Below are 24,452 nucleotides of genomic sequence, written 5' to 3' on the forward strand. Positions count from 1 at the left end.
GGCTGTTTGGACAGACCACGTTCTATCATCAGCTCGAAGCGCAGCACCTTCCTGCTTCACCATTGAAGAAGGGGCGCAAGCCGAATACCCCATCTACCCCTAATGCGCTGCACTGGCCTGACGCACTACCTGCCGCTGTATTTTCCCGAGATCGACCGCCTCCGGGGGAACAGCCGCAGCGACTGGTTCTTCGCTTTCCTCCATGCCTTTCCTACCCCGGCAAGCATCACGGCACTGACGAAGGAGGAGTTTGTGACAGGAGCGTGGGATGTCGTCGGTCGCAAGGTCAGCAAGACACAGATTCTGACGGATATTGAGACGGCGCGCTCATCGATCGGACTGCCGCTGCCACTTGAAGGAGCGGATCAACCAGACGCCGCATCTGTCGCTACACGGCCTGAAGGACGAACTTGCCGCACGCGGTGTGAAGGTCTCGCACGACACGGTATGGCACTTCCTGCGGCGCGAGGGTTTGCGGTTCAAAAAAAACGCTGTTCGCCGTTGAACAGGTTCGCGCCGACATCGCGCGGCGACGGCAACGCTGGCGCTCCTGGCAGGCGGGTCTCGATCCGGAACGGTTGGTGTTTATCGGCGAAACCTGGATCAAGACCAACATGGCTCCGCTGCGGGGCTGGGGACCGTGCGGCAAACCCCTGCGCGGCTTTGCCTCACACGGCCACTGGCGCACGCTGACCTTCCTCGGCCCTGCGGCTTGTCCCTTTGTCCGGTCGGGTCAAGCGGCTGCCAGAAGTCGGGGATAGGCAGCGCGCCCGTACATCTGGCGCTTGATCGTGAGGCGGTTGATCTGGCCTTCGACCGGGCTCGCACTCCAGGGCTTGGTGATTGCCGCCCGGACAGCCTCAATGTCACGGCTGGAGGCTGCTGCAAGGGAAGCCCCATTGACCGAGGCCTGCATCGTCGTCGCCATGTATGGCCGCGGCAAAGCGGCGGGCCAGGTCAGCCGCGATTGAAAGTTCCGGAGCATGTTCATGCCGATGGTGGGGAACCGCTGGGTCTGCTCACCCGACGTCGCGTGCTTCACGTTCGATAACATCGAAAGAATCGGGCCATTTGCTCGCTGCCGTGAATGTTCGGTGCGACGCGCTCTCAGTCGGTTGAACGCGGGTTCTGAGTGCGGCTCGACGTTGTTCTGGAAGCCTACGATTGAAGGCGATCAGCTCACAGCTATCGCGATGGGCCTATTCGATGGCCCAACCGGCTTGCATCTCTCCAAACGCCATTTGTCGGGGACAAGGACGATGCTGCGAGATCAGAGACGGTCTACCGCGGAACGACAGCTCGGCGAAAGAACGTCGTTCCTATCGCGCCCAGCAATTTCTGCACCGTTGCGGACATCGGTTTGGCGTTCCGGTCAGAACGAGGTCCTGATGCCGACCATCACCGTCGCCGCGGCAAAATCGCCGCCGCTCCGATCGTCGTAGCCGCGAGTCTCTGCGCCGGTCGGAATGTCATAGGTGTTGTAGTCGGCGCGAGCGGTGAACATCTTTTCGTAGGAACCGGAGACGAAGAAGCTGGTCCGCTCGTTGTACTGGTAGCCGACGCTGCCGCCGACCATCAGAACCGGCGCCGATTCGAAATGATCTTCGAAGCGCAGGTCACGCAGCCAGTGATGATCGGTATCACCGGCCGAGAAGGTCATGCCGCCCTTCAGCGCAAAGCCGAAGTTCCAGCGATCCTTGACATAGGTCGCATCGATGCCGGCGAAGGCGACCGGCAAGTTCTGCTGGTAGCTGTTGGACTTTTCGCCTCCTCGGTAGTCGCCAACCGAATCCCGGAAGCCGCCAACGCTCTCGACATAGGAGCCGCCATAGGCAGTCCACTTGACCGAGGTGTACTTGAAGCCACCGTTGACGTTGATCAGCAGCTGATCGCTGAGCTGGAAGTCGTGGCCGAGCGCGACGGTTGCCGAATAGAAGTGATCCAGATCGGTCTCGGAAAAGCGCGAACGGTCGCTCCAGTCGTTCCAGCCATCATTGGTCGAGAAGGCCGGGCTCCAGTCATAGTTTTCCATGTAGCTGTCGCCGCTGAAGGCGAACTGGCCGGAAAGCTTGGCGGTCCAGCCGGCCTCGCTGCGCGCCGTCATCTCGGCTGAGATGACCGGAGAGGTGCTTTCCCAGATCAGTTGGCTCAGCTTCGAGCCGCTGCCGGAAGCCTGATAGACGAGCTCGTTGGCCTCGATGTCGATGACGCCGACGCCGCCGACGAAAGAGAAATTGGGATTGTAGGGCGCCGGTTCGCTCACCACCGGCTCGCTGGCCATCGCCGGCCAGGCAGCGAACAATGCTGCCGCTCCACCAAAGACTTTCACATACAATTTCATAAAACTACCCTCACAGGAATCATCCGCCATTCGGCCATACGCGGCGTACCGGGTGCACGTCACGTGCGGTCGTCTATGCAGCGCCCTGGACGTTTGGCAAAATTGATTGTTTAGATCGGAGCATCCACGCTATGGATAGCTAAAACCGTGCATTTCCAATGGCTTGATCTGAACCTGCTCGTCGTGCTCGATGCACTGCTGAGCGAGCGCAACCTGACGGCGGCGGCAGCAGCATCAACCTAAGTCAGCCGGCCATGAGCGCGGCCGTCGCCCGGCTGCGCGATTATTTCAACGATGAACTGGTCGTCCGTGAACAATGAAAGCGGATCAGGCGGCGACAGGTTTTGTCAGGCACTTGGCCGCCGGTGCTCGGGCTCACCGCCCGCAAGCCAGCGTTCGACAGTTCTCAACGTGCCAATCTGGGGCGCGATCTGTCGCGGTGATAGACCGGCTCCCAACTGAAGCATTTCAGCATGGAACTCGCTGCGCTGGTTGCGCCTCGACGAAGGACGACTGCTGCGAGATCAGAGACGGTCTACCGCGGAACGATAGCTCGGCGAAAGAACGTCGTCCCTATCGCGCCCACCGATTTCTGCGCCGTGCGGACATCGGTTTGGCGTTCCGGTCCGGTTCGTTCAATCAGAACGCGGTCTTGATGCCGACCATCACCGTCGCCGCGGCAAAATCGCCGCTCATCGAGTCGTTGCCGCCAATCTCTGCGCCGGTCGGCATGTCATAGAGTTTGGAGTCGGCGCGAGCGGTGAACATCTTTTCGTAGGAACCGGAGACGAAGAAGCTGGTCCGCTCGTTGTACTGGTAGCCGACGCTGCCGCCGATCATCAGAACCGGCGCCGATTCGAAATCTTCCTCGTAGCGCTGGTCAGGGATCCAGTGATGATCGGTACCGCCGGCCGAGAAGGTCATGCCGCCCTTCAGCGCAAAGCCGAAGTTCCAGCGATCCTTGACATAGGTCGCATCGATGCCGGCAAAGGCGACCGGCAAGTTCTGCTGGTAGCTGGCGACCTTTGTGTCTCCTGGGTAGTCGCCCACCGAATCCCGGAAGCCGGCACCGCTGATGACGTAGGAGCCGCCATAGGCAGTCCACTTGACCGAGGTGTACTTGAAGCCACCGTTGACGTTGATCAGCAGCTGATCGCTGACCTGGAAGTCGTGGCCGAGCGCGACGGTTGCCGAATAGAAGTGATCCAGACCGGTGTCGGAATGACGCGAACGGCTGCTCCAGTCATTCCAGCCATCATTGGTCGAGAATGGCGGGAACCAGGCATAGTATTCCATGTAGCTGTCGCCGCTGAAGGCGAACTGGCCGGAAAGCTTGGCGGTCCAGCCGGCCTCGCTGCGCGCCGTCATCTCGGCTGAAATGACCGGAGAGGTGCTTTCCCAGATAAATTGGCTTAGCTTCGAGCCGCTGTAGCGACTCTGATTGACTAGCTCGTTGGCCTCGATGTCGATGACGCCGACGCCGCCGACGAAAGAGAAATTGGGATTGTAGGGCGCCGGTTCGCTCACCACCGGCTCGCTGGCCATCGCCGGCCAGGCAGCGAACAATGCTGCCGCTCCACCAAAGACTTTCACATACAATTTCATAAAACTACCCTCACAGGAATCATCCGCCATTCGGCCATACGCGGCGTACCGGGTGCACGTCACGTGCGGTCGTCTATGCAGCGCCATGGACGTTTGGCAAAATTGATTGTTTAGATCGGAGCATCCACGCTATGGATAAGCTAAAACCGTGCGTTTCCAATGGCTTGATCTGAACCTCCTCGTCGTGCTCGACGCACTGCTGAGCGAGCGCAACCTGACGGCGGCGGCAGCAGCATCAACCTAAGTCAGCCGGCCATGAGCGCGGCCGTCGCCCGGCTGCGCGATCATTTCAACGATGAACTGGTCGTCCGTGAACAATGAAAGCGGGTCAGGCCGCGACGGGTTTTGTCAGCCGCTTGAGCGCTGCGATGAGCAGCCAGAAGCTGCCTGAACCAGTTAAGCAGCAGCGAGACGTCGTAACCGGCGGCCGCCAGGATGGCGGTGCGCCTTTTAAATCGGACGCTTCTTGGATATTCCACACTTGGGTGTGAACCGGTTGCCCGGCGAGCTGTCGCTAGAAGTCCGTCTTTGCGACAATCACAATATGGCCTTTCAGGTCAAAATGTCGAGGAAAACCCGGATTTCGCAGATGGAAGGTATGGGCACCCCTGCATCGGTTGCCCCAAAATGGGGCCACGACCCCACGATTCCAAGAGGTAAGCCTGTCTATCTCTCTCTCCCCACAAGCGAAACTCCGCGGTTGGCGCCGCCGACACGGCAGAGAAGCAGCCGATCGGCTTTATTGGCACGATCACGCTGCAGAATTTTCCCGGCTTCAATGGTCGCGCGCAAGATCTCGCCGGCACTGGCGGCGGGCTGCACCGAGATATTGAAACCCGCCGAACAGACGCCGCTTTTTGCAGGCGCAATGGTTGCGCTCGCGGGAGAGGCAGGCTTTCCCGAAGGCGTCGTCACCTGATCTGTGCCTGCAAACGCGATGCCGCCGGCTGCACACTGATTAGCTGATGAACTTGATCCACAGGCGCTTGAACCATGCGAGGATGGCCCCGAGCCCCTTCGGCTGGGCACCGCGCTTGAGAAGGCGGTCATAGGCGCGGCCGGCTTCGATCTGCTCGCGAGACATCTTGCCCGCCCAATGGATTCGGCCACGTTTGATGATGTAGTGTGAGCCACAAGGGAAGTCGTGGTTGCCGATCGACGGCCAGATCGAGGCGCCCTCGTCCTCCATGACAAAGTCATATTCGGTTGCAACGAGCGGTGTTGAAACCTCCTCGCCACACCCACAGGCGCAATTATGGAGGGCAACGTGGCATTGGCGCGACACGTAAAGGACCCCGTCTTCCAGCTGTTCGGGAATGTCTTCGACAAAGACCGTTGCAAGACAATCCACCCGAGCCATCATGCCCCCCGGTTCGTGATATTGTTGCCCTCGATCATGTACGTCGCGTTCTTTTCGTTGCGTTCATCACGATAGAAGGTCAGCCAGCGCTTCCAGCGCATAATCGCCATGATCGCGTTCAACGAATTGAGCTCGGCGATCTGGATTTCGGTGCCGTACACATCGGCCTCTTCATCGTCGTCACCGAACGACAGATGGGTCGCCACTTCCGCCCAGGGCGTGCCGGGGGCAATGAAAGTCGCCCGTGCGCAGCCGTCGAGCGTGTTGTCGTCGAGCCCAAGACCAATGCCAGTGTCGACGAACGGAATGCCCAGGCGAACCAACCCTTCGGCAATGACGCGCCGCGACGATCCCTTGTCAACACAGACAAAGACGAAGTCATAACCTGCAAATTCATCAATGTTGTCAGCCTTGACCCTGGTGGCGTGCGGCTTCACGCCCTTGTGCATACGCGCGTAAAGCGCTGCGTAATAATCTACCTTGCGGGGAAAATTCTTCGCCAGCGCCAGTTCGGGAGCACCGGGCGAACGGAAAAGATTGTGGTTGAGAAGTTGATCGTCGTCGTAGATGTGGATCTCGGCAACGCGGGTCTTGGCGGCGAGATCGAGCAGATAGGCACCTGTGCCGCCAAGGCCGATGATAGCAATGCGGCCCTTGAGCTTGCGGTTGGCGATGACGATTCCATAGCGGGCTGACGCAGAATCGGGGATCGCGAAGGGGCTATCGTCCTCCGCGCTGGCTAACGTGACGCCTGTGCGCGCGTTCGCGGTCTTGTCGTGCGACCGCGCAGCGGCGCCGAGGTGAGATTCGTAGGTGACGACCTTGTCGTAAATGTTGGCATACCGGCCAGTCCCTTCTGGCTTCGACGAGAAGTAATGGTGGACCTTGATGTCGGATCCGACGGTCGCCTCGTTGCTGTTGTGGATGATATTGGTCATCGGCGTACCATCGCGATGGCAAGGCGTCTCTCCGGTGAACCACATGGTGTGGCCGGTTTGTGGAGTCGAGGTCAGGCCTTCGCTATCCAGCGACAGAATGCAGACAAGCGTGCCGCGGCCAAGCGACATGTCGCGCTTCACGTAGGGCACGCTGTGAACGAGAAGGACGAGCTCGCGCATCTCGAGCTCAAACCCCTCGTCCAGCAGCCGCTTCAGATGCGGATCACGACTTATCAGATCGGCGGACATTGAAGACCATCCCGTTCTTGACTTCGATCTTCTCGCCCTCGACCAGATCACCTTCCGCGCCGTGGACACCTTTCAGGTAGGTGATCGTGTACTTGAACTTCTCAAAATCGGCGTCGGGGTATGCGAGCAGTGCAATCTCGCGATAGCTGTGCTTTCTCCGGGGTATCGTGCGCGATCGACCGTTGATCTTGATGACCACCGTTTTCGCCTCGCGGCTGCGGATGCGCTCGACGCCATGTCCGCCAAGAACCACCGCGCCATCGGCGGGAATGACCGTATCGCCGGCGCTGTCCAGGATCAGCTCGAGTTCCTCGGCGATGCTGGCGTAGCGGTAGATGTCGGACGCGGAGATTGTCGCCGCCCCCCACTCCCAGCCACGCTCGTTGACGGTGAAAGAGAAGGTGCTGTCGCCTTTGAATGAAAGGAACTCAGGCTGGGGCATCTGTCGCAGGTCGATCGCTTCCTCAAGGCCGATCGAACGCGATGTCCTGTCGGCTATCTGGATGAGAATATAGTCGCTGGCTGGATCAAGCCCACCGCTGTTGCGGACCGCGCGACCTGAAACGATGGCGTCATCGGTAGCCACCACGCGGCCGTTCAGCTTATATGTAAAGTTCGCTGCGTCAGGCATCGAAGCCTCCTTGTTTCTCATTCTGCCCAAAACATATATGCAATTTTTAGCCAATGTCTAGCTAATTAATGGCTATTTTGTAATTATTTTTTGATTGACAATTATGGAGTTTATAGCTACGTAAACGATGCCGGTTAGGGAGGCGCCTATGAAGCGTACAATGACGCTTAACCTGTCGGACGCGGAAATGAGCGTCCTTGAAGCCATGTGTGAAGAAAAAGGGTTGTCCAAAACCGCGCTCGTTCGCCAGGCGCTGCGGCTCTACAAATCAGTCGACGATCGACTGGCGCGTGGCGAAAAGGTGTTTGTCGAAAGCGCCGATAAATCAGAAAAAGTAGAGCTGATGGTTCTATGAAAGAGCTGATCGATCGCGTCTTTCTCTTAAATCGCGCAACAGGCCGGTTCGAAGATGCAGATCTGTATCACGGCCTGGACAGCACCAATCTCGCGCATATCGAAGGACGCTGGCGACCGCTTTTTGAGTTGCGTCGCAGGGAAGCCAAGGCCTCTCTTCAGACTTTAGCGGAGGTCAATGGCGAAGACGCCCATTGGGAATGGGGCAAGAAGGCGCTGGCTGCGCTGAACGACCCGTTCCTGTTCGATTTCTTCGTGCTCGAATGTGGTGGCAGCACACAGGCCATCATGATGACGCGCAAAGGTGGCCAAGACTGCTTCAGTCGCCATCCCGAGCATCAGCGAGTGCCGCTGATCTACGTGGAGTTTCTGGCGACGGCGCCATGGAATCGACCAAAGCTGGTTGCTGAGCCGACTTACAAGGGTGCGGGGCGTGCGCTCGTTGGCACAGCCGTCAGCTTGAGCCTGGAAGAAGAGTTTGGTGGCCGGATCGGTCTGCATTCCCTTCCTGGCGCAGAAGTTTTCTACCGGGATGCGATCGGAATGACGGATCTTGGAGCGGATAGCGAAGGGGTGCATAAAGGGCTGAGATACTTCGAGCTTTCCAGCAGGGATGCTGCGACTTTCCTTTCCGTGCAACACTAACAAGAGGAGTCGACCATGAAATTACATTTCACTGCCGATTGGCTACGCAGCCATATCGAACATGATCCAGATGTCGATTGCGACGCGGGACTCCCGCTGCGCGATGCAGCTCCGCTTGAGCGTCTTATGCAGGAGAAGTCTCGTCATCAAGCAACCGCGGGGCAGCCTTCGGCTGCCCCCGAACAGAAATCTGTTGTGCTGTTTAAATTGGTGCATCAGCTTCGACGCAAGGACGGATTGAGCATTGCGCAGTTGGCTGCCAAAATTCGTGTTGATGCGGCGGAATTGGAGAAGGTGGAAAAGGATCCCTGCTATGTTCCAGGCCCGCGTACCGTTCATCAGCTGGCCGAGTTCATTGGGGTTTCAGCACGTGCTGTAGAACAGCTGACCGCGGCGTCGTCTGCGCAGAACGACAATCTCACCGAAGCGGCGCATCGTTTTGCCGCGAGTTCGGACGACCTATCGAAGCTAAGCCAGGCTGAAAGGCGCGACCTCAACGATTTCGTCAAGGTACTGGCGTCAATCGATAAGAAGAATGGATGACCATGTCCGCGATTGAGCCGATAATTGGGGACTTTGAGCGCCAAGATATCCATGAGCACATATCACGTTTGCTCCGTGATCTCGGCAATCCAGAGCCCCCGTTACGGCTCGAGCAGGTACGCGCGCTGCAAAAGCTTGACCTTACCTATTACAGCAAAGCGAACCTGAGCCTACTGGATGAGATCGCCCACCGGGCGCGAATCGCTGGCAACGAGATCACCAGTACGGCCAAGCGCATGGTCGATGTCGTCCAGCAATATGGCCTTCGTGGTATCCTTATGCTGAAGGAAGGCGACAAGCGGATCTTCATCGATGATGATGTGGCCGAGCTGAAGCGACGCTTCCTCATCGCACATGAGATTACGCATGACCTTCTGCCTTGGCATCGCTCCCTGCTTCTGGGCGACAATGAGTCGACGCTGAATCCGACATTCCATCAGGCAATGGAGGCGGAAGCCAATTATGGCGGGCGCCGTCTGTTGTTTCTCGGGGGAAGATTTCGTCCCGAAGCGCTCGACTGCTCATTTGAATGGAAGAGCATCGAGCAGCTTCGCAAGCGCTACGGGAACACCCTTACGACAACGCTTTGGCAAATGGTTTGCGAACGCGATCCGGAATTTCCTGCCTTCGGCGTTGTCAGCCGGCATCCCTATCACAGGGATATCTGCGAGAAGGCGGGCAATGACAATGTGGCCTATTTCCCGAGATCGAAAGCGCTTGCTGAGCACTTTCCCGGCATCACCACCGAAGTTGCCTATTCCGCCATCTGCGATCACGCAACGAACCGCAAGCGGGGTCCGGTGGGCGAAGGCGAAAGCATCTTTTATGACGCGAACGGCGAACCGCATATATTCTGGTTGCACAGCTTCTCAAATACTTATGATTTGCTCACTTACTGCATCTATAAGAAGAAACACCAACGCATTTCTCCCGTCGGCTTCAGGGCAGCCTGATTACCAACAGACGGGTATTTCAAGTGCCCGATGACAGCACAAAGGCGGCCGCTTGCGGCCCGAGGCTGCCGGAAAGCAATGCCCCGCATTCCAGCCGCTCAGTCGATCGTTGCGCTCTTTGAAGCGGACGAACTGTCGAGAGCTGTGGGATGCGGTAGCGGTATTTTGCCTTGTCGGGAGGCCTGAACGCGCTGCAGATAGCGGCCCATCAGCGGCCAAACGGTCGAGTCGATCAGCGAGCCCTCGAGGACGTACCTGCCGTGCCTTTGAAAACGGCGGATCCGACAGATGCCCGTAAGGATCGCTGCCTTCGTTGGAAACCTGGTTTTCCCCGCTTCGCCTCGCAGCCATGCGGTCCGACGAAAAAACTGCTGTCAGGGCGGCCACACAAATCCGATGGCAGAGGAACAATCCGGCATTACGAAACGAGCGCGGCCGATGCGAAATATGTGGGTCTGTCTTTCCTCTCAGGGAGTCTTTCGACTCCGGACATGGGTACTGCCAGCTCTCGTCGGCAATCGTGCCTTCCCTGGGCTCGGCGGTCTCACGCAGAGCGAAGCGAGCGGGGTAAATACCGTGATGCCGGCGGACCGTGACGACTGGCCCCACTTTACCCTTTGAGCCCGGCGACCTCGATCTGATCCGGCGTGGCCGATGGGGACAAGGACTTCTCCGAGCCTGCACTGATGCGAGGGACCGCTCCGTAAGCGGGTTTGGTCGAAAGAGACTGATCAGCGCAAGGGCATTATTCGCATCACCACATAAACATCTCGTTATATGGCAATTAACAAGAAGCGAAGTGCCGGTGATTGTGCGCATGTCATCCGACCGAGCGAACTTAGTTCGGCAGGTTCAAGACTCTGCTGGCGATGACGGCTCCGCTGGTCTCTCGTTCCACCGAGCAGGGCTGCAACCGTCTGTACATGGTGAAGAGCGAGACCAAGGACGCGGTGGCGCTTATTGCCGAGACCCTTATGGCACGCCCTGAAGCCGTTCAGCAAACGCTCGAATCGCCGGATCGCTGTCTGGGACAGGCCGCAGCCGAACGGGCCCGGCAGCTCGCCCAGCTGGATGATTGATCCAGGTTCTGCAGATCGAAGAGCGGCGCTTGGTCACCGAGAGCGCCGCTGTGCTAAAGCGTAGGCTCGAAGCCGAAACGGAGGTCGATCGCCAGGAGGCGTCACAAGGCCGCTTCGTCGCAGAACGTGAGGAAGTCCAAGCCAAAACGCTGATGCCAAAGGCACGGAGGTGCCCTGACCTGCGAAAATAATCAACTATCGACCATTCGGCTGTAGCATTAGGATGGTCCGCTCGCATTCCCTCACATTGTGCGACAGGTTGCTGTGAGCAGCCCATAGCAAACTCTGAGTCTAGATCATCCGACAGAGCCGAGGGCCGAGCTCCTCAAACCCGTTCCGCAGATAGAAATCGAGCGTGCGCTTCCATTTTGGCTGCCTGGGCGCTGCAAGCTCAAGTCGCTTCCAACCACGCGCATGGCTTTCCTGCGAGGCGACCTCTAGCAGATGAGGGGCGATACCTTTGGAGCGCTTTTCGGGTCGAACATACAGCTCCGAAATATAGCCGAACTTACCTCCTGCATAGATCGCCGTGCATTCATTCAGCACCATGATGCCGACCGGCTCGCCATCTGCAGTTGCGATCACAACGAGCACGCCAGCGTCGGCAAGCATTATCTCCGCGCTTTGTCTCACGTCGTCGGGCGCGGGAGCTTTCCCGCCAGTGAGTTCATCGAGTAGCGCGTGAATAAAACGGACGACCGTCCCTGCGTCCGTTGCGTTGGCGCGGCGAGTAGATATGGAAGGCATATTTTCTCCTGCTAGTGGTCAAAATTCCGATTGATGCTGCCACCCGCGCAGGTCCGACTCACTCTCTTAAGTAATGTCTGACTAAATGGACAGCATTTTTCGTAAAAAATATGATAAAAGAATGCAAAATAAATATCACAAGTATTGAGGATCACGGATGAATTTAGGTGAATTGCGCCTAGGGGAGACCTTCTTACAGAAAATCAACCTGGTCACATTGTTACCGCACGGTGAAGCCCCCTGCCGAGGTAAGATGAATTTGTAGGTCTGAGCTGGGACAAAAGATACCGCCTGAGATGCTCGTGCGCTCGTGCGGCCAGAACGCTCGGATCATCAATGCAGTCGAGCAAAGAGGACATAGCTTAGAGGCCTTTGACAATGCCTTGAACGGTCCGTGACGGGCGGCGAGAGCGCTCGACGGCGCCACACTCATTTGGCGCCAGCCGGAACACGAGCCGAGCCGACCGGTGCGCAGAGGCTGGTCGCCGCGCCGATCAAGTCGGACACGTCGGCCCCGGTCGTCGCGAAAGAGGTGACGAACCTCACGATCCCGGGCTCCCAGCGGTCATGGTAGAAGCGGAATCCCATGTCGAGCAGCCCCCGGATTAGCGACGTGGGAAGTCGGCAGAATAGGATGTTGGCCTCGGGACGCTGCTGGATTTTCACGCCCGGCACGACGGCCAACCCTTGCGCAAGCGCCGACGCCATCGCATTGGCATGGACCGCGTTACGCAGCCAGACACCGTCGCTCAGATAACCGTCCATTTGCGCCGCCATGAAGCGCATCTTGGAACTCAACTGGCCGGCCCGCTTGCGGCGAAAGGCGATTGTGCTCGCGAGATCTCTGCGGAACGAGACGACCGCATCGACCCCAAACGTTCCATTCTTCGTGGCGCCAAATGACAATAGGTCGACGCCGGCCTTCCACGTCATCTCGGCCGGCGAGCAGCCGAGAGTGACGAGGGCATTGGCGAAGCGGGCGCCGTCCATATGGAGCGGCAGGTTCGCCGATCGGCAGATATCGCCGATCGCCTTGATCTCATCGAGCGCGTAGACCGATCCCATCTCGGTCGCCTGCGTGATGCTGACGCTGGAGGGCTGGACCGAGTGGATATCGCCCACCATGCGCGTTGCATTGGCCGCCAAGGCGTCGATGTCGATTTTGCCAGCCTCGCCTGGAAGCTGCACCAACTTCGCACCGGTGGTGTAGAACTCCGGCGCGCCGCACTCGTCGCGGTTGATGTGTGCGTCGACGTGCGAGAGGATGCTGCCCCATGGCGGCGTAATCGCCGCGAGCGCCAGCGCGTTTGCCGCCGACCCCGTCGAAACGAGGAACACGTCGACCTCATGCTCGAACAACCCGGCGAGCTGGTGCTCGACGGTATGCGTCAGCTCATCGTTGCCGTAGGGAAGCGCCTGACCCGACGCGCACGCGGTGATGGCTGCGATCACCTCGGGGGGGACGCCGGCGATGTTGTCGCTGGTGAAGTCGCGGGGGCGGGTCTGTTTGCTGTCGCTCATGGGTCTTGACGCTCGTTCATTCATTGAGCGTCCAAGCTAGACCGTTCGCCGCGCGCTTTATTGAACGATATTCAAACCGAGAGGTAACGTGCCGGCGTCACCCCCAGCACCGCCTTGAAGTGCCGGGTCAGGTGGCTCTGGTCCGCGAACCCTACCGCGACGGCGACATCGGCGACCTGCTGGCCTCGCCTCAGCAGCCGTCGCGCCTCGTCGATGCGGACCTGGATCAGGTAGCGGGTGGGGGGCAACCCGAAATGCGCCTTGAAGCCATCGATCAACGTCGCCTTGGAGCATCCGGCGAGGGCGGCCAAGGCGGCGAGCTGCAGAACTTCGTCAAAGTGGGCATGGATGAAGTCACATACGTCACGGAACCTCGGTGGCACGAATTTTGGCTCAGCAACGCGCGACCTGCCGACTTGTGCGAAGACGTGGGGCAGGAAACGGATCAGATGCTCCTCGATCTCCAGTGCCGAGCTATGCCCATGTTCAAGCAGGCGCCAAAACGCGCTGAGGCCGTGTGCAACTGGCGCATTCTCCTGGAACGGGCTTTTGAAGTCGATCGTTCCGGGTTCGTTTTGGCCGCTGTGCTCAAGGACTTGCCGGACAAGGCCTTCGGGCATGTAGAAGATCTTCTGGCTCCAGCCAAGATCGTCACCAGCACCCCCGAAATGCGGTTCGCCGGGCGCGAAGGTCGCGACGGTGCCGCTACCGGCGTGCCAAACCTCACCTCGGCACCAGACATCATGGACGCCTCGCTCGATCAGCCCGATTAGATACTCGTTGTGGATATGCTTGGAGAAATCCTGCCGGTGATAGTCCGCCGCCAGGTAATCGAGCCCACCAAGGACATCGGAGTGCTTCATCACCGCACGATTGCGCGGCGGCCGGCCCGGAGGTTCAGAACGGCCACGCGCCTTTTCGTCGCATTTGATGGCGGTATCGGCCACTTGATGATCAATCCAGGTCGGTCGTCGCAACGATATCGTGCTCTCGTAGCGAATTTCAAACCGAAGCAGGATTAATTGCCGCCCGAAGAGCCTGCTGCAGGGCGGGCAGCGGATTGGCGGGATTAATCGTGTTTCAAGCTTGGGATGTGGACCCGAGCGACGCGTGGCCGGATGGCCGATATCAAGAAGAAGACCAAGCGCTATCCCCCTCCGATCTGACGGATGAGGAATGGTCGCGGATACAACCGTTCCTGCCGGGCGCGGCCAAGACCGGACGGCGCGTGGTGACGGACTTGCGCGAGGTCTTGAACGCGATCCGCTACATGGCCCGATCGGATGGCGGCTGGCGCATTCTGTCAAAGGATTTCCCGCCCATATCGGTCGCGGTCGAGACGCCTTACGGACATGCCCACGGACTGCGCCAACTGGCTGGAACGTTCCCCGGCCTGACGGCGAAGCAGCAGGCGACGATCAAGGCGCTGAACGCAGAATACGCCAAAACTCGAAGCCGAGTGCCAGCGTGCCAACGAACTGCCGGCCGATGTTGACGAACGGCTGCCAGGGGCGGCTACGGCTGCACTCATTGTCGGCTCTTCGACGAAGTCGGACATGAGACACCGCGCTATCGGAGTGACCGCATTGTTCTGCAACGATTTTCTCATTTGGCACGACACATGCGAGGGCTCTCCCGCATGAGCGCTCCGTCAATCTCGATTGATGCGAGCAGGATTCAATCAAGGCGCAGTGCGTCGCTTCTGAAGATCAAGGAGAGAAAAGTATGGCGAGAGCGCGAATTGGCGTGGCCCGGGCAATGACAGCGGCTGTCGTCCTCATCGTGGCGGGACAGGCCGGCGCGGCAGATGTTGGGCAAGCCGCGAGCGTCCCGCAGGCAGAAGCCTGGGTCGCGGAAGCGCCAAGCCCCTGGCAGATCCGCCTGCGTGCGTTGGGGGTGATCACCGAGGATTCGGGCTATGTCAATGCGGTACCCGGCTCCGGTCTTTCTTATTCGAACACCGTGACGCCGGAACTCGATATCTCATATTTCGTCACGGACAACATCGCCGCCGAACTCATACTCGGCACCACCTATGCCAACATCGATGGCCAAGGTGCGATCGGCGGGCTTGGCAAGGTCGGCAAGGTTTGGCTGCTGCCGCCAACGGTGACATTGCAGTATCATTTTACCGATCTCGGCGCCTTCAAACCCTATGTCGGCGCCGGCGTGAACTATACGATCTTCTATCATCAGCAAGCCGGCAGCGCCGATGATCTCAAGGTCAAGAACACATTCGGCGCCGCGCTGCAGGTCGGATTCGACTACATGGTGGACGAGCACTGGGGCGTCAACTTCGACGTGAAGAAGCTTTTCCTCAAGCCCGACTTCGACGTCACTGTCGCCGGCGCCAAGCTCACAGGCAAGGCCAATCTCGATCCCTGGTTGATAGGCGCAGGTGTCACTTACCGCTTCTAATTTCGAAAGCACCCTGAAGGGGCACTCTTCGAAGTCCGCGCGCGGATCTTCCGTGCCGAGAAGTGGACCCGCGATGGTCTTGAAGGAGTTGTTGGCATGCGCGTAGAAAACGATCATTGCGACGTGATCGGTGTGCCGGCCGCTCCCACGCAACTTGATCGTCTTTCTTCTGCGATTCTGCGGCAGGGGGGGATGGCGCGAGTCTCGCTGCCAGGCGATGTGGTGACCTGGGCGGCAGCCCGTCACCAGACGCTCAGGCAGATGCTTTCCGACCAGCGTTTCAACAAGGACTGGCGACAGTGGCGGGCGCTGCAGGCCGGCGAGATTCCCGAGAATCATCCGCTGATCGGGATATGCAAAGTGGACAACATGACCACGGCGCACGGCGCCGATCACCGGCGCTTGCGCGGCCTGCTGTCCAGCAGCTTCGCGCCCAGTCGTATCGCCTTGCTGGCGCCACGGGTCGAACAATGCGTCGATCGACTCCTGGCCGAGATGGCGCAGCGCGGCGGCAGTGCCGATCTGATGAGCGAGTTCGCCGCTCCGCTGCCCACCAACGTGATCGCCGAACTCTTCGGTTTGCCGGACGAACAGCGCGAAGAGATCGTCGCGCTCACCTACAGCCTGGCCAACACCTCCGCCACAGCCGAAGAGGTGCGACAGACGCGGCAGCGCATCCCGACGTTCTTCCGTCGCCTGATCGCGCTCAAGCGGGGCCGGCTCGGCGATGATCTGGCTTCGGCCCTGATCGTCGCGCGTGACAAAGGCGAGCTCGTTTCCGACACCGAGCTCATCGACATGCTGTTCATGGTGCTCTCCGCGGGCTTCGTGACCACCGCCGGCGTCATCGGCAATGGCGTGCTGGCATTGCTGACGCATCCGCAGCAACTGCACCTGGTGCGCAGCGGCCAAGTTCCGTGGTCACAGGCGATCGAGGAGATCCTGCGCTGGGGCAGCTCAGCGGCCAATCTGCCGTTCCGCTATGCCACCCAGGACGTGGAGATCGACGGATGCATGGTCCGCCGCGGCGATGCCGTCCTGATGGCGTTCCATGCGGCGAACCGGGACGAAAAGGCCTTCGGTCCCGGCGCCGACAGGTTCGATGTCACCCGGCGGCACAACCCGCATCTGTCGTTCGGCGAGGGGCCGCATGCCTGCCTGGGCGCTGCGCTGGCGCGCCTGGAATTGCGCTGCGCCTTCCCCGCACTGTTCGGGCGGCTGGAGGATCTGGCGCTGACCATCGCCCCGGAGGACGTCGTCTACATGCCGTCTTACATCATTCGCTGCCCGCAGCGCCTGCCGGTCACCTTCCGGCCTTCCAGCGCTTAGAGAGTGCGGCATTCACCCCGGATTCACTGATTGCGAGCGGAAGACTCGACCAGTTGATTTGCCTGAGAAGCAGGCGCTCGCCGCGGTACCTGATGTCATCCCGAAGCTCGGGCAATGAGCGTCGGTCGCATACGCCCTGCCCCAGACCTCGCTTCAGCTGGCTTTTGCCGGTATCGGACGCGGCGAGCCCGAATTCTCTACCAGCCGTATGGTCGAGGCCCTTTAAAGAACCCGCAGGTGCGGAGTACAAACCGAGGCCTGCCGACTTACGTGTCCGCTGTGTTTGAGAGGAATTTAGTATTGCCCCTGTGCCTGCCGATGATCCGCCACCTGAAATCCCCTGACCTGTTTCGCGCCATCGATCGCCTGCCGGCGCTCGGCATGCCGGTTAGCCAGCGGACATTCGAGGTCCTCAACCCATCGAGCAGCGAAATGCTGGCAATACTTCCGGACATGGGTGTGGAGGAGACACGCGCTGCGGTCGACAAGGCCTACGTAGCGCAGCCTGGATGGGCGGGGCTGACCGCCCGAGAACGCAGTGACGTTCTGTGGCGCTGGCATCAGCTCATCATCGACCACGCCGATGACCTTGCCGCGATAGTGACCGCGGAAATGGGCAAACCCCTTGCCGAGGCCAAGTCGGAATTGTCGCATGCGGCGGCCTACCTGCAATGGTACGCCGAAGAAGCCAATCGCATCTATGGCGAGACGATCCCCGCACCCTCGACAGACCGTCGCATGCTGGTCATCAAGCAGCCGATCGGTGTGGTCGGCACGATTACCCCATGGAATTTCCCGGCGTCGATGGTGGCGCGCAAGATCTCGCCGGCCCTGGCGGCCGGCTGCGCGATCGTGCTCAAACCTGCTGAACAGACGCCGCTCGTGGCAGGTGCAATGTTTGCCCTCGCGCAGCAGGCCGGCTTTCCCGACGGCGTCATCAACCTGGTCTATGCGTGCGAAGGTGATGCCGTTGGACGCGAACTCTGCTCCAATCCCAAGGTTCGAAAGATCAGCGTTACGGGCTCGACCGAGGTTGGCCGGCTGCTCATGCGCCAGTGCTCCGAACAGATCAAGAAGGTCAGCCTCGAGCTCGGCGGCAATGCCCCTTTCATTGTGTTCGACGACGCTGACATTGACGCCGCGGTTGACGGCGCAATCCAGGCGAAGTTCCGCAACGGCGGCCAAACTTGCGTTTCGGCAAACCGTCTTTACGTCCAATCGAGCGTTCACGATGAGTTCGTCGAGAAGTTCGTGGAGAAAGTCCGGCACTTGTCGGTCGGCGACGGCTTCGCTGCCGGAGTGGACATCGGACCGCTCATCGACAGGCATGCTCTGGCCAAGATCGAGTCGCACATCGCAGATGCCGTTGCCAAGGGTGGGGCTATTCGATGCGGGGCCGAACGTATCGGCAAGGATGGCACCTTCTTCAAGCCCACAGTGCTTACCGAAATTTCCAGCATCATGGCGGTTGCGCAAGAGGAGACTTTCGGGCCGCTGGCGCCAATCATTCGCTTCCACGATGCCGATCAGGTTGTGCGTGAGGCCAACGACACGATCTACGGCCTCGCCGCCTATTTCTATGCCTCGAACCTCAAGCGTGTCTGGCGCGTGGCCGAGGCATTGGAATATGGCATGGTTGGCATCAACACGGGTCGTATGTCTTCGGAAGCAGCGCCCTTTGGCGGCATGAAGCAGTCGGGCATCGGGCGGGAGGGTTCTCGCCATGGCCTCGAGGACTACCTCGAAATGAAATACCTCTGCATGGGTGGGATTTGAAGCTTCTGCCTGCACGCTCGCAAGATCCGGCAATTCAGCGGGCGTGCTGAGCACCAGGCTACGGGGCAACTGGTGAGCGTTTCGCATAATCACATAGACATCTCGTTATATGGTATTGACAAGGAGCGAAGCGGCTGTGATTGTGCGCATGTCATGGTTCTCCGCGCGGCACTGCCGTAGCGGAGCTAAGAGGGAAGCCGGTGCGACACCGGCGCTGCCCCCGCAACTGTTAGCGGCGAGCCAAGCCCATTGATGTCACTGAGGCGAACGGCCTCGGGAAGACGGGCGCAGGCTTTGACCCGCGAGCCAGGAGACCTGCCACGACCAACAACGTCCACGGGCGGGGTGTCTGGTGGTCGCGGCAGCTCGGCTTCGTGCCGCCTGCTCGCGCGTTCCTTGTCCCCCGCCCCAACCATCGGGGTATGGCATGACTGTCTCTCAACAAATTCCTGTGGCAACGCTCGGCGTGCCGCGTATCGGTCGACGGCGGGGACTGAAATTCGCGCTTGAAAACTACTGGTCCGGAAAATCTCCCGCTGCCGACCTGCTCGCGACGTCGAAGGCGCTACGCGCCGCCAGCTGGAGGGAGCAGCACGATCGCGGCGTGTCGAAAATCCCGTCCAACGATTTCTCGCTTTATGACCATGTGCTCGACACCGTCGCCATGGTCGGCGCCGTGCCGGCACGATACACCTGGACTGACGGCGAGGTCCCACTCGATACCTATTTCGCCATGGCGCGCGGCAACCAAGGTCAGGCCGCTGATTGTGGACATGCCGGTGACGAGCATGCGGCCAATGGGCATGGCCTTGCGGCGATGGAAATGACCAAATGGTTCGACACCAACTATCACTACATTGTGCCGGAACTCAGGGACGACCAGAGCTTTGCCCTCTCGTCGGCGAAACCGGTCGATCATTTCCTTGAGGCCAAGGCCCTCGGCATCCACACGCGCCCGGTCCTGCTTGGACCGGTTAGCTTTCTCAAGTTGGCGAAGTCACCTGAGGAAGGTTTCAACCCTATCGCCCTCCTGCCACGGCTGCTGCCCGTCTACGAGGAGCTCCTGCGGAGGCTGAAGCTCGCGGGAGCCGATTGGGTGCAGATCGATGAGCCGGCGCTCGTGGTCGATCTGGTTCCCAACGAACGGGATGCGCTCCAATTCGCCTACTGCCGGCTGTCAAAAGCAGCACCGGAGTTGAAGATCATGGTCGCTACCTATTTCGGATCGCTGGGAGACAATCTCGAGACCGCAATTTCTCTGCCCGTGGCGGGACTGCACGTGGACCTCGTGCGCGCTCCAGAGCAGTTGGAGACCGTCGGCCGGCTCGCGCAGAAGGAACTTGTGCTCTCGCTCGGGCTGATCGACGGGCGCAACGTCTGGCGCGCGAATCTGCCTGCCATACTTGACCGCGTCAAGCCGATCGTCGCCGGCTGGCCGCTGGACCGCGTGGAGATCGCCCCGTCCTGCTCGATGCTGCATGTGCCGATCGACCTGGACATGGAGACGGCACTCGATGCGGATGTGAAGTCGTGGCTCGCCTTCGCGGCGCAAAAGACCGACGAGCTGGTCGTGCTCGCCCGTGCCCTGGCCGAAGGCCGGGACGCGGTCGCCGCCGAACTGGAGGCGTCGGCTGAGGCTGCCGCCGTTCGCGCGACATCCGCGAAGGTGCATGATCCGCTCGTCGAAGGCCGGGTCGCCGGCATCAACGTCGGCATGACGCGCCGCAAGAGTGCATTCACCGTGCGCTCCAAGCTTCAGGCCGACACGTTTGGCTTGCCCTCCTTCCCCACCACGACGATCGGCTCCTTCCCGCAAACAGCCGAGGTTCGCAAGGCGCGGGCAGCTCATGCCAAGGGCAAGCTGAGTTACGTCGACTATGAGGCGTTCCTGAAGAAAGAGATAGAAGCCGCCGTTCGCTGGCAAGAAGAGATCGGACTCGACGTGCTGGTCCACGGCGAATTCGAGCGCAACGATATGGTGCAGTATTTCGCCGAGCAGCTCCGCGGCTTCGCCTTCACGCAACACGGGTGGGTGCAGAGCTATGGCTCGCGCTTTGTGCGACCCCCGATCATCATTGGAGATGTGTCGCGACAAAATCCGATGACACTAAACTGGTGGCGATATGCCCAGTCGATGACGCCGAAGCCGGTGAAGGGCATGCTTACCGGCCCGGTGACGATCCTCAACTGGTCCTTCGTCCGAGACGACCTTCCCCGCTCAGCCGTCTGCCGACAGGTCGCGCTCGCCATTCGCGACGAAGTGAGCGACCTCGAAAAGGCCGGCGCCAGGATGATCCAGATCGACGAAGCCGCACTGCGCGAGGGCTTGCCGCTGCGCGAGGCCGACTGGCAGGCCTATCTCGACTGGGCCGTCGAATGCTTCCGGCTGGCTTCAACGGCGGTCGGCGATGCGACCCAGATCCACACCCATATGTGCTACTCCGAGTTCGGCGATATCGTGGACGCGATTGCCGCAATGGATGCCGATGTGATCTCCATTGAAACCTCGCGCTCGCAGATGGAACTGCTTGATACGCTTCGAACCTTTAAGTATCCGAACGACATCGGTCCTGGTGTCTATGACATTCACTCGCCGCGGGTCCCGGAAGTGGGCGAGATTTCCAACCTCATCATGCTTGCGCGCGAGCGATTGCTGGATGGCCAACTGTGGGTGAATCCCGACTGCGGTCTCAAGACGCGCAGATGGGAGGAGGTCCGCCCTGCCCTGGTGAACATGGTGGCTGCAGCACGCGCAATTCGGGAAAAAGCGCAGACGGCGTAGGGCTAGGTGCCACTCGCCGGCGGTGAGCGGCAACGCCACACACCGGGCGATCTTGGGGGAGTCTATCCGGCGCGCCCAAGGCAATCGAGCTGCCGGTGACGAAGCGCCTCGGCAACCTTGTCCTGGCTGAGCCCTTGTTATGGCGGGTTGAAGTCAGCTGTTCCAGAAGCCCCGCGTTGGCAGGCGATCGAAGGAGGCCGGCCGCAAATGAGCCGGCCAGAAACGAGACGGCTCACGGCCAGCCAGCTTCGGATTATTCCGTAATCGATAAATCCAGTATCATTATCATCTCCCCGATCTTGATCGCCGAAACCCCGCTCCCGACCGTCGGACGAAGCATCGGCGATCACGCGCCGCCGGTCCGCAGAGCGCGTTCCGGGAGACCGAATGCACGGCCAAGCTGGGGAAGGATTCGAACGGCACTTCTGGAGACGATTGAGGCGGCATCGACGCTCCGCCATCTGCAGCGGGCCAACTCCCGCTCGATGGCTCCGTCTGCCTCTGTCTCCAATCACGATCGCCGCGAAGGCGAAGCCGAGCGGCCCCCAGCTGGCTGGCGGCCCCCTTGTGTTTTGATGGTGGAAGATTAGGCGCCGGACCAGGAAAGCCGTCGCGGAAAGAGCGGGGTTGGCTTGCTCCTGGCGGATGCCGGCAAAGGTATTCGGACCGCGCTCAATACCGATGCGCAGATGGCCGAAATTCACGAGCGGCGTCCTAAATCTCAATCGCTGCGCAGAATGCGTGCTTCGAGCGCGGCTGCAACGAAAGCTCGTCGAGCGGCAGGTGGATGGGTTTTGCCGCGTAACACCTGCAGACAGGTGTCCATCGCTATTCTGCGTTTATCGGTCTCATGATGCAGATCCCGCAGCAAGATAGCGGCCGCGTCGTTGACGTCGAACACGATACGCTCCGAGCTGCGGCGGCTCACCTGAACAACGACTGGCCTCTCAAATCTGATCAACCCGGTCATCCCCCCTCCTCCACAGCCACTATGCGGCAACAGCCCGGGTCGCATTTCTTTACTCAGCCGAACGCGACCGTTGCACCTGCGCCACTGATCCTGGCCATTGGCGGGCAAGCGATCGCTGTGAGGCGGGTCTGGCCATGGTCAGCTTGCGTGCGATCGGCGGTTTTGCAGTCGGTGGTGAGCAACTGCTTCTCATTCGCGTGGTCTAGCTGTGAAACCTGGACATAGTGCACTGTTTGATGCGCCTCGCCAGTCTCAAACACGACGTCGAAGTCTAAACCTGCACTTTTCCACTGCCCGATCTGCAGGCGGCGATCCACTGCATCGCGGAGGTTGGATCTTCCAATATGGCGACCCGCTTCGCAAAGCCGAAAAAGGCATTGCGCGCCGTGCTTACCGGCTTGCGCCCGTCGTATGCATCGTAGCATGCCCTCAGGGCGGCTTCGTGGATCAGGTCCCTGCGATCTTCCGGCCATTCATTGAGAAAATCGATTGCATCCGCAAGGCCGGCAATCTCCTGGATGATGTGCGTTGCGCGCCTCACGAAAAGCGGGCTGCTGAAAGCCTTAGCGTTCATTAGTTCCTCCAACCTTCCAAATAGCCAATTTGTTTGAAGAGGCGCCGCATCGACGCGAGGCGACCCTGACACAATGTGTTGTCAGGGCGATGACGGTTCAAGAGGAAGATCCGTGACGGCGACAGGGCGTGGAGCGATCCGCCAACACATCATGCAATGGCTTGGTTGCTATCAAAGGCGGTCGTCACTATTAAGCTATGAAGTGACCCTTCACCGCCTAGTCTAAGCCCGCAGGAGCGTTTTCATGACCGACGAAACCGAGAGCAAAGCTGACAACCTCATCGAACTCACCGCCCATGTCGTCTCAGCCTATGTTTCGAACAATCCGGTTCCCGTCGGTGAACTGCCTGGGCTTATCAGCCAGATCCACATCGCATTGAAAGGCACTGCTGGTAATGCCGCACCAGAAAAGCCGGAAGCTCTCAAGCCTGCCGTACCGATCAGAAAATCGGTTACATTACATTGTCAGCCTAGAGGACGGCAAGAAGTTCAAGTCGCTCAAGCGTCACCTGGCTACCCACTATGGCCTTACGCCCGACGAATATCGCGCGAAATGGGGGCTGCCGGCGGACTATCCCATGGTGGCGCCGAACTACGCTGCGGCGCGCTCGGCATTGGCCAAGACCATGGGTCTGGGCCGCAAGCCGAAGGAACCGGAAACGCCGGCACCTGCCAAGCGTGCCGGCAAGAAAGCCGCAGCCTGACCGCAGTTTTTTCAGGATCGCCTAAGCGGATCCGGCATCATTTCGCAGTCGCGAGATAAAATTTGTGCGTTGCAATATCCGCGGCGATCGGTATGATCATGGTGTCGGCCATCTACTCCTCCCAGATGTGGTGCCGACGCTGAATGGGGCGCACCTCCTCCCGCGTTTCATTCTAAATCGAGCCCGCTGCCACCTCCTCCCGGTAGCGGGCTTTTTCTTTGTCTGAGGCGCAATCTTGGTAGGCCAACGCATTTGGCTCTAAGCGAGGCGAATGCTCCGGACTTCCAGGCCTTTCTTGCCCTGCCCGCATTGGACAAACACCTTCTGACCCTCCATCAGCATGCTCAGTCCTGAGCGGGTCAGCGCGGTGGCATGAACGAAGATGTCCTTCTCACCGTTTTCAGGAGCAATGAAGCCGAAGCCCTTTTGGGGATTGTACCACTTGACCGTGCCCTCGCTCTCCACCTGGGCACTCGTCCCGGCGGTGGACTCTCCAGTGCGACGCGTATGTAGCTGAGTTCTCGCGGTCTGATCGCTGACCTCCAGCACTTGCGCGACCTGATGACCTCTTGGACTTTCTTCCGTTGTGACCTTCAGACGCGTTCCCTCGGAAACACCGCGGCTCCCGGCCGCCTCTAGCACCCGGATGTGCAGATAGGCCTCGATGCCCTCCGGCAATTTGACAAAGCCAAAACCCTTGCTGGTGTTGAACCACACCACTTCGGCGTCGACAGGATCCGCGGTTACAGTGGACGAACGCTGAAAGTAGCTTAGCTCGGAAGGCCGTTCCGCAAAAGAAACCGGGTCATCGTCATGACGATGCCGGCGTGGCTCACGATGGTCTTTATATTTGCCCATGATCGTCTCGACTCGGCTGAACACCTCATTGCGCCTCCCGGCAGGATAATCTCAATCGGGCAATGCATTGATGTC

Annotated in this window: 22 protein-coding genes, 6 pseudogenes and 1 riboswitch; of the genes and pseudogenes, 16 read left to right on the forward strand and 12 right to left on the reverse strand. The window is 59.8% G+C overall.

Going from position 1 to position 24,452, the window contains the following annotated elements:
- Positions 1–117 precede the first annotated feature (117 nt).
- Positions 118–390, forward strand: a pseudogene (locus EB815_RS31265) (IS110 family transposase); the annotation flags it as partial.
- Positions 359–716: pseudogene (locus EB815_RS31270) on the forward strand (IS630 family transposase); the annotation flags it as partial. The pseudogenes EB815_RS31265 and EB815_RS31270, both read left to right, overlap by 32 nt.
- Positions 717–733: 17 nt before the next feature.
- On the opposite strand, the gene EB815_RS33755 reads toward EB815_RS31270, so the two are convergent.
- Both EB815_RS33755 and EB815_RS31280 read right to left on the reverse strand, forming a co-directional pair.
- The gene (locus tag EB815_RS33755; RefSeq protein ID WP_081294826.1) at positions 734–1,054 is read right to left on the reverse strand and encodes a hypothetical protein; all 321 of its coding nucleotides are present in this window, start codon (positions 1,052–1,054) and stop codon (positions 734–736) included.
- 318 nt (positions 1,055–1,372) lie between these two features.
- Entirely contained in the window at positions 1,373–2,341 is a 969-nt protein-coding gene (locus EB815_RS31280) for an omptin family outer membrane protease (RefSeq protein ID WP_064987308.1), read from the reverse strand.
- A gap of 147 nt (positions 2,342–2,488) precedes the next feature.
- Here EB815_RS31280 and EB815_RS31285 point away from each other — a divergent pair.
- Positions 2,489–2,643 (forward strand): annotated as a pseudogene (locus tag EB815_RS31285) (LysR family transcriptional regulator); the annotation flags it as partial.
- A 337-nt stretch (positions 2,644–2,980) separates the two neighbouring features.
- Here the strand turns inward: EB815_RS31285 and EB815_RS31290 are convergent.
- Positions 2,981–3,946, reverse strand: a complete 966-nt coding sequence (locus tag EB815_RS31290) for an omptin family outer membrane protease (RefSeq protein WP_064987307.1) — start codon at positions 3,944–3,946, stop codon at positions 2,981–2,983.
- Between the two features lie 148 nt (positions 3,947–4,094).
- On the opposite strand from EB815_RS31290, the pseudogene EB815_RS31295 reads away from it, so the two are divergent.
- Both EB815_RS31295 and EB815_RS34055 read left to right on the forward strand, forming a co-directional pair.
- Positions 4,095–4,249 (forward strand): annotated as a pseudogene (locus tag EB815_RS31295) (LysR family transcriptional regulator); the annotation flags it as partial.
- Between the two features lie 420 nt (positions 4,250–4,669).
- Positions 4,670–4,859 (forward strand): annotated as a pseudogene (locus tag EB815_RS34055) (aldehyde dehydrogenase family protein); the annotation flags it as partial.
- Between the two features lie 45 nt (positions 4,860–4,904).
- On the opposite strand, the gene EB815_RS31305 reads toward EB815_RS34055, so the two are convergent.
- From EB815_RS31305 to EB815_RS31315, 3 genes are read right to left on the reverse strand one after another with little or no spacing between them, the layout of a single operon-like run.
- Positions 4,905–5,309: a DUF6527 family protein gene (locus EB815_RS31305; RefSeq protein ID WP_081288666.1), complete on the reverse strand. Its 405-nt coding sequence runs from the start codon at positions 5,307–5,309 to the stop codon at positions 4,905–4,907.
- A complete protein-coding gene (locus EB815_RS31310; protein WP_019863500.1) occupies positions 5,306–6,493 on the reverse strand; it encodes a ThiF family adenylyltransferase in 1,188 nt (395 codons plus the stop codon). The genes EB815_RS31305 and EB815_RS31310 overlap by 4 nt, the downstream gene beginning before the upstream one ends.
- Entirely contained in the window at positions 6,468–7,124 is a 657-nt protein-coding gene (locus EB815_RS31315; protein WP_245303335.1) for a multiubiquitin domain-containing protein, read from the reverse strand. Before EB815_RS31315 ends, EB815_RS31310 begins: the two co-directional genes overlap by 26 nt.
- A 148-nt stretch (positions 7,125–7,272) precedes the next feature.
- Here EB815_RS31315 and EB815_RS31320 point away from each other — a divergent pair, with 148 nt between their 5' ends.
- From EB815_RS31320 to EB815_RS31340, 5 genes are all read left to right on the forward strand, one after another.
- On the forward strand, positions 7,273–7,479 hold the full coding sequence (locus tag EB815_RS31320) for a ribbon-helix-helix protein, CopG family (protein WP_032921561.1): 207 nt from the start codon (positions 7,273–7,275) through the stop codon (positions 7,477–7,479).
- Positions 7,476–8,123 (forward strand): hypothetical protein, encoded by a 648-nt coding sequence (locus EB815_RS31325; RefSeq protein WP_064987305.1) that lies wholly within the window; start codon positions 7,476–7,478, stop codon positions 8,121–8,123. Before EB815_RS31320 ends, EB815_RS31325 begins: the two co-directional genes overlap by 4 nt.
- 15 nt (positions 8,124–8,138) lie before the next feature.
- On the forward strand, positions 8,139–8,666 hold the full coding sequence (locus tag EB815_RS31330) for a helix-turn-helix domain-containing protein (protein WP_032920912.1): 528 nt from the start codon (positions 8,139–8,141) through the stop codon (positions 8,664–8,666).
- On the forward strand, positions 8,663–9,619 hold the full coding sequence (locus EB815_RS31335; protein WP_019863494.1) for an ImmA/IrrE family metallo-endopeptidase: 957 nt from the start codon (positions 8,663–8,665) through the stop codon (positions 9,617–9,619). The genes EB815_RS31330 and EB815_RS31335 overlap by 4 nt, the downstream gene beginning before the upstream one ends.
- An 869-nt stretch (positions 9,620–10,488) precedes the next feature.
- The gene (locus tag EB815_RS31340; RefSeq protein ID WP_064987304.1) at positions 10,489–10,698 is read left to right on the forward strand and encodes a hypothetical protein; all 210 of its coding nucleotides are present in this window, start codon (positions 10,489–10,491) and stop codon (positions 10,696–10,698) included.
- A 291-nt stretch (positions 10,699–10,989) separates the two neighbouring features.
- Here EB815_RS31340 and EB815_RS31345 read toward each other — a convergent pair whose 3' ends face one another.
- From EB815_RS31345 to EB815_RS31355, 3 genes are all read right to left on the reverse strand, one after another.
- Entirely contained in the window at positions 10,990–11,445 is a 456-nt protein-coding gene (locus tag EB815_RS31345) for a GNAT family N-acetyltransferase (protein WP_064987303.1), read from the reverse strand.
- 429 nt (positions 11,446–11,874) lie between these two features.
- Positions 11,875–12,966 (reverse strand): threonine aldolase family protein, encoded by a 1,092-nt coding sequence (locus tag EB815_RS31350; RefSeq protein WP_081294825.1) that lies wholly within the window; start codon positions 12,964–12,966, stop codon positions 11,875–11,877.
- 71 nt (positions 12,967–13,037) lie between these two features.
- Positions 13,038–13,913 carry an AraC family transcriptional regulator gene (locus EB815_RS31355; protein ID WP_065005168.1) on the reverse strand — a complete coding sequence of 292 codons (876 nt, stop codon included), beginning with the start codon at positions 13,911–13,913 and terminating at the stop codon, positions 13,038–13,040.
- Positions 13,914–14,041: 128 nt separating this feature from the next.
- On the opposite strand from EB815_RS31355, the gene EB815_RS34305 reads away from it, so the two are divergent.
- The 5 genes from EB815_RS34305 (at position 14,042) to metE (ending at position 21,271) form a co-directional block, all read left to right on the forward strand.
- Complete coding sequence (locus EB815_RS34305; protein WP_171883332.1) at positions 14,042–14,461, forward strand: transposase; 420 nt, start codon at positions 14,042–14,044, stop codon at positions 14,459–14,461.
- A 230-nt stretch (positions 14,462–14,691) separates the two neighbouring features.
- On the forward strand, positions 14,692–15,384 hold the full coding sequence (locus EB815_RS31365; protein ID WP_064987302.1) for an OmpW/AlkL family protein: 693 nt from the start codon (positions 14,692–14,694) through the stop codon (positions 15,382–15,384).
- A 96-nt stretch (positions 15,385–15,480) separates the two neighbouring features.
- Positions 15,481–16,713, forward strand: a complete 1,233-nt coding sequence (locus EB815_RS31370; RefSeq protein ID WP_064987301.1) for a cytochrome P450 family protein — start codon at positions 15,481–15,483, stop codon at positions 16,711–16,713.
- 318 nt (positions 16,714–17,031) lie between these two features.
- A complete protein-coding gene (locus tag EB815_RS31375; RefSeq protein WP_244277787.1) occupies positions 17,032–18,489 on the forward strand; it encodes an NAD-dependent succinate-semialdehyde dehydrogenase in 1,458 nt (485 codons plus the stop codon).
- A 137-nt stretch (positions 18,490–18,626) separates the two neighbouring features.
- A riboswitch (cobalamin riboswitch) is annotated at positions 18,627–18,826 on the forward strand.
- A gap of 114 nt (positions 18,827–18,940) precedes the next feature.
- On the forward strand, positions 18,941–21,271 hold the full coding sequence (metE, locus tag EB815_RS31380; RefSeq protein WP_064987299.1) for a 5-methyltetrahydropteroyltriglutamate--homocysteine S-methyltransferase: 2,331 nt from the start codon (positions 18,941–18,943) through the stop codon (positions 21,269–21,271).
- Between the two features lie 721 nt (positions 21,272–21,992).
- On the opposite strand, the gene EB815_RS31385 is transcribed toward metE, so the two are convergent.
- Together EB815_RS31385 and EB815_RS31390 are read right to left on the reverse strand one after the other, a co-directional pair.
- Positions 21,993–22,241 carry a DUF982 domain-containing protein gene (locus tag EB815_RS31385; protein ID WP_020629161.1) on the reverse strand — a complete coding sequence of 83 codons (249 nt, stop codon included), beginning with the start codon at positions 22,239–22,241 and terminating at the stop codon, positions 21,993–21,995.
- 271 nt (positions 22,242–22,512) lie between these two features.
- Entirely contained in the window at positions 22,513–22,815 is a 303-nt protein-coding gene (locus EB815_RS31390) for a DUF982 domain-containing protein (protein ID WP_064987298.1), read from the reverse strand.
- Positions 22,816–23,059: 244 nt separating this feature from the next.
- Between EB815_RS31390 and EB815_RS31395 the strand changes: the two are divergent.
- Positions 23,060–23,393: pseudogene (locus EB815_RS31395) on the forward strand (MucR family transcriptional regulator); the annotation flags it as partial.
- 384 nt (positions 23,394–23,777) lie between these two features.
- Here the strand turns inward: EB815_RS31395 and EB815_RS34060 are convergent.
- Positions 23,778–24,377 (reverse strand): cold-shock protein, encoded by a 600-nt coding sequence (locus EB815_RS34060; RefSeq protein ID WP_080512099.1) that lies wholly within the window; start codon positions 24,375–24,377, stop codon positions 23,778–23,780.
- Positions 24,378–24,452 lie beyond the last annotated feature (75 nt).

Origin of the sequence: Mesorhizobium loti, assembly GCF_013170705.1 — a bacterium.
GTDB classification, from domain to species: Bacteria; Pseudomonadota; Alphaproteobacteria; order Rhizobiales; family Rhizobiaceae; genus Mesorhizobium; species Mesorhizobium loti_D.

Excerpts from the sequence above, each read along its gene's own strand:
- EB815_RS31375 (WP_244277787.1), top strand. The coding sequence starts at position 17,032 with ATGATCCGCCACCTGAAATCCCCTGACCTGTTTCGCGCCATCGATCGC.
- EB815_RS31305 (WP_081288666.1), bottom strand. The coding sequence starts at position 5,309 with ATGATGGCTCGGGTGGATTGTCTTGCAACGGTCTTTGTCGAAGACATT.
- EB815_RS33755 (WP_081294826.1), bottom strand. The coding sequence starts at position 1,054 with ATGTTATCGAACGTGAAGCACGCGACGTCGGGTGAGCAGACCCAGCGG.
- EB815_RS31365 (WP_064987302.1), top strand. The coding sequence starts at position 14,692 with ATGGCGAGAGCGCGAATTGGCGTGGCCCGGGCAATGACAGCGGCTGTC.
- EB815_RS31280 (WP_064987308.1), bottom strand. The coding sequence starts at position 2,341 with ATGAAATTGTATGTGAAAGTCTTTGGTGGAGCGGCAGCATTGTTCGCT.
- EB815_RS31325 (WP_064987305.1), top strand. The coding sequence starts at position 7,476 with ATGAAAGAGCTGATCGATCGCGTCTTTCTCTTAAATCGCGCAACAGGC.
- EB815_RS34060 (WP_080512099.1), bottom strand. The coding sequence starts at position 24,377 with ATGGGCAAATATAAAGACCATCGTGAGCCACGCCGGCATCGTCATGAC.
- EB815_RS31345 (WP_064987303.1), bottom strand. The coding sequence starts at position 11,445 with ATGCCTTCCATATCTACTCGCCGCGCCAACGCAACGGACGCAGGGACG.
- EB815_RS31385 (WP_020629161.1), bottom strand. The coding sequence starts at position 22,241 with ATGACCGGGTTGATCAGATTTGAGAGGCCAGTCGTTGTTCAGGTGAGC.
- EB815_RS31315 (WP_245303335.1), bottom strand. The coding sequence starts at position 7,124 with ATGCCTGACGCAGCGAACTTTACATATAAGCTGAACGGCCGCGTGGTG.
- EB815_RS31335 (WP_019863494.1), top strand. The coding sequence starts at position 8,663 with ATGACCATGTCCGCGATTGAGCCGATAATTGGGGACTTTGAGCGCCAA.
- EB815_RS31320 (WP_032921561.1), top strand. The coding sequence starts at position 7,273 with ATGAAGCGTACAATGACGCTTAACCTGTCGGACGCGGAAATGAGCGTC.
- EB815_RS31370 (WP_064987301.1), top strand. The coding sequence starts at position 15,481 with ATGCGCGTAGAAAACGATCATTGCGACGTGATCGGTGTGCCGGCCGCT.
- EB815_RS31330 (WP_032920912.1), top strand. The coding sequence starts at position 8,139 with ATGAAATTACATTTCACTGCCGATTGGCTACGCAGCCATATCGAACAT.
- EB815_RS31340 (WP_064987304.1), top strand. The coding sequence starts at position 10,489 with ATGACGGCTCCGCTGGTCTCTCGTTCCACCGAGCAGGGCTGCAACCGT.
- EB815_RS31390 (WP_064987298.1), bottom strand. The coding sequence starts at position 22,815 with ATGAACGCTAAGGCTTTCAGCAGCCCGCTTTTCGTGAGGCGCGCAACG.
- EB815_RS31290 (WP_064987307.1), bottom strand. The coding sequence starts at position 3,946 with ATGAAATTGTATGTGAAAGTCTTTGGTGGAGCGGCAGCATTGTTCGCT.
- EB815_RS31310 (WP_019863500.1), bottom strand. The coding sequence starts at position 6,493 with ATGTCCGCCGATCTGATAAGTCGTGATCCGCATCTGAAGCGGCTGCTG.
- EB815_RS31350 (WP_081294825.1), bottom strand. The coding sequence starts at position 12,966 with ATGAGCGACAGCAAACAGACCCGCCCCCGCGACTTCACCAGCGACAAC.